At 76.1% G+C, this 2,917-nt stretch carries 2 protein-coding genes; both read right to left on the bottom strand.

The genetic code is table 11. The annotated features are described in order from the left end of the window. Positions 1–54: 54 nt before the first annotated feature. Positions 55–183 (bottom strand): SapB/AmfS family lanthipeptide, encoded by a 129-nt coding sequence (locus D476_RS0100160; protein ID WP_017621962.1) that lies wholly within the window; start codon positions 181–183, stop codon positions 55–57. Positions 184–251: 68 nt separating this feature from the next. Continuing rightward, the coding region (gene lanKC / locus D476_RS31655) for a class III lanthionine synthetase LanKC (protein ID WP_017621961.1) at positions 252–2,917 on the bottom strand (2,666 nt) is incomplete at its 5' end.

Raw genomic sequence — 2,917 nt, 5'->3', positions numbered from 1 at the left:
GTGGCCGCCGCAGGCGGCCACGCACGGCTGCGGGCACTACGCCCGCGGGATGGCTCAGTGGCAGGTGGTCAGGCTCAGGCTGCTGTCACCGCAGAGCAGCAGGCTGGCCTCGCTGCCGCCACCGCCTCCGGTGAGGGCCTCGTCCGCCGCGGGCTCCAGGGTCTGAAGGTCGAGCAGGCTCATGGCACGGTCCTTTCGTGGTAGTCGCGCGTCGTGCGCGGTGAACGGTGATGGGTCGGGGGAACGCTTCCTTATTCGGTTGTCCCGACCGGGCCCGAGGCCGCCTCTCTCCGCCGGAGCGGCGGAAGGAACGGCAGCCCGGTGGGCTTGTCGCCGCACGCGGCGGCAAGAGCGAGGAGGCAGCCCGCGGTCCCCGTGGCGAGGTCCATGGACAGCCGCATCATCTGTTCGCCGGGGAAGGCGAGGTGGCCCCGGTAGCGCATGGCGTGCAGGGAGAGGCCGTCGATCTGGCGCTCCAGCGCCCGCGCCGGGTCCGGGGACCCGGCACCCCCGAAGTCGTCGGCGGGCGCGGCGGCGCCGGGGGACGGAGCGGCCGGGGATGCGGGGGCGGTCGTGCGGCTCAGGTACAGCACCATCCCCGCCTGCCCGCGCACCAGGCCGGGCTGGGCGTAGAAACGGCTCTGTGCGGCCCGGACGATCTGCGGCCGGACCTGTTCGAGGGCCTCGTCCCGGCGGTGCTCCAGGTAGTCGTCGACCACCATGCCGATGCCGACGCTCCCCTCGCCCAGGTAGGGCAGGGTCCGCCACCCCTCGTCGACCTGGAGGGCGCCGGAGACGCCGGTCATGCAGCGGTCCAGGTCGGCCTGGAGCGCGCGCCTGGCCGTGTCGAGCAGGGCGGGGTCCCCCGTCCGCTCGTAGAGCCTGATCCCCAGGAGGGCGGCGCCGGAGGCGCCGTACAGCAGCCCGGCGCGGCGCCGGTCGTCGGGCTGTGACAGGACCCGCTGCGCGGACAGCTCCGCGCAGCGCAGCGCGGCCGCGTGCAGATGCGCCTCGCCGGTGTCGGCGGCCAGGGAGTCGAAGACGAGGCCGAGGCCCGCCGTCCCCCCGTGCAGGCCGGCCCCCGCCGCCTCCCACGGCTCCCCGAGGACCCTGTCGGCCAGCTCCAATGCGGGCGCGCGGTGCCCCAGCCGGGCGAGCGTCCAGGCCAGGCCCGCCAGCCCGTCGAAGAACCCCAGCGGTGATCCGGGGCCGGGCTCCTTGGCGCGCCGCAGCAGCCACTCTTCGGCGTCGGGGCCGGTGTCGGCGCCGCTCTCGGTGAGGGCGTAGAGCACCCCCGCCGCGCCGTGGCCGAAGGACAGGCCACCGCACGCGGTGGCGAACTGGGCGATGTCGCCGGGGAAGCAGCGGTCGTCGCGGTCGGGCGTGGCCGAGGCCAGGACGGCGGCGGCCATGGATTCCCGGCTGCGCGGCCAGTCGCCGGGCGCGACCGGCGGGAAGGGGGCGCCCGCGCCGTCGCGCTCCGCCCCGGCGGCCGCCGGCCGGGCCGCCTCCTCCCCGGTGGTGACCGGGCGTCCGGCGCTCGTGCCGTCCGCGTCGCGCAGGATCTCCGCCGCTCCGTGCTCCAGGAAGCCCCGGGCGTCGGGGAACGCCCGCGCCGCCTCCTGGGCGAGGTGCCCGGCCTTGGCCCGGTCGACCGCGAACAGGCTGGTCAGCGGGTAGAAGAGGGAGATGCGCAGGCACGCCAGGGCATAGCGGTCCACGTCGAAGCCGCGCCGGTCGGCGGGGGCGACGAACCCCGGGTTGGCGACGGTCTGGCGCGCCAGGTCCTCGGCGGCCCGTGCGGCCTCGAAGTCCAGCAGGACCACCGCGGACTCGTCCTCGGACACCATGACGTTGAACAGGTGCAGGTCGTTGAAGACGATCCCGCGCCCGTGCACTGCCGCGACGGCCTCCTCGACCCGCCCGTGCAGGCGCATGGCCCACTGTGCGTAGGCGGTCAGCCGTTCCGGGGCGGGATCGGCCCCGATGAGCGGGTGGCGCCGGGAGAGGAAGGAGTTGAGCGGCCTGCCCTCGATGTGCTCCAGCACCAGGAAGCGGTGCCCGCCCACATCGTGCGCGCCCCGGACCCCGGGGACGCAGTCCAGCCCCGCCAGGTGCTCCAGCGCGGCGCGTTCCCGCTCCAGGCGCTCCACGGCGTCCGCGCCGTCGGCGGCCAGACCGGCGTGCGGCCGGGCCTCTTTGAGGACCACCGGCTCCCCGGTCGCCTTGTCCCGTCCCGCATAGACCCCGCCGCCGTTGGAGAAGTGCAGGGCCCGCTCGACGGTGCAGGGGAGCCCGGTGACGGTGTCGGCGGTGCGGGCCGCGAGGTGGGGCCGGAGGAAGTCGGGTGCCTCCACCCAGTCGGGCAGGTGGAAGGCGGGGCCGCGGCGGTCGGGGACCAGGGTCCCGTCCGGCCGCTCCAGCGCGGGGACCGCGTCCCCGTGCTCGTCGTAGCAGTACCGCCGGGTGAAGGAGCCGTAGCGCAGGTGCACCGGTCCGGCGCCCCAGCGCAGGTCGCTGAGGATGTACGGGCCGGGCTCGCCGCCCACCAGGTCGTCCAGCGCGGCCGCCGCGGCGCCCGCCTCCCGCTCGTCGGCGGGGTAGACGGTGATGAACTTCCCGCTGGAGCCGCGGTCGGCGTACTTGGCGTTGCGGTTGTGCAGCAGGGGGCGCGTGGGCACGAACTTGAAGGCGAGCCCCCGGTCGACGCACAGGTCCCAGACCCGGGCCAGGACCGATTCGGCGTTGTCCAGGCGGGCGGAGACGTGGATCTTCCACCCCTGGTCGGGCAGGCGGTGCGCGGCCGGGCGCAGTGCGAGCCAGTCCCCCTCCCGGTGGGTCCGCCATCCGGTGGGGACGGGCCGCTCCGCCGCCTCGAAGGCGGGGCCGCCCGCTTCCGCGGCACCCGGCCCACGCC

The organism is Nocardiopsis chromatogenes YIM 90109 (genome assembly GCF_000341185.1).
In the GTDB taxonomy this organism is placed as follows: Bacteria; Actinomycetota; Actinomycetes; order Streptosporangiales; family Streptosporangiaceae; genus Nocardiopsis_A; species Nocardiopsis_A chromatogenes.
The sequence above is the reverse complement of the archived record's forward strand: the minus strand, read 5'-3'. Positions and strand labels throughout refer to the sequence as shown.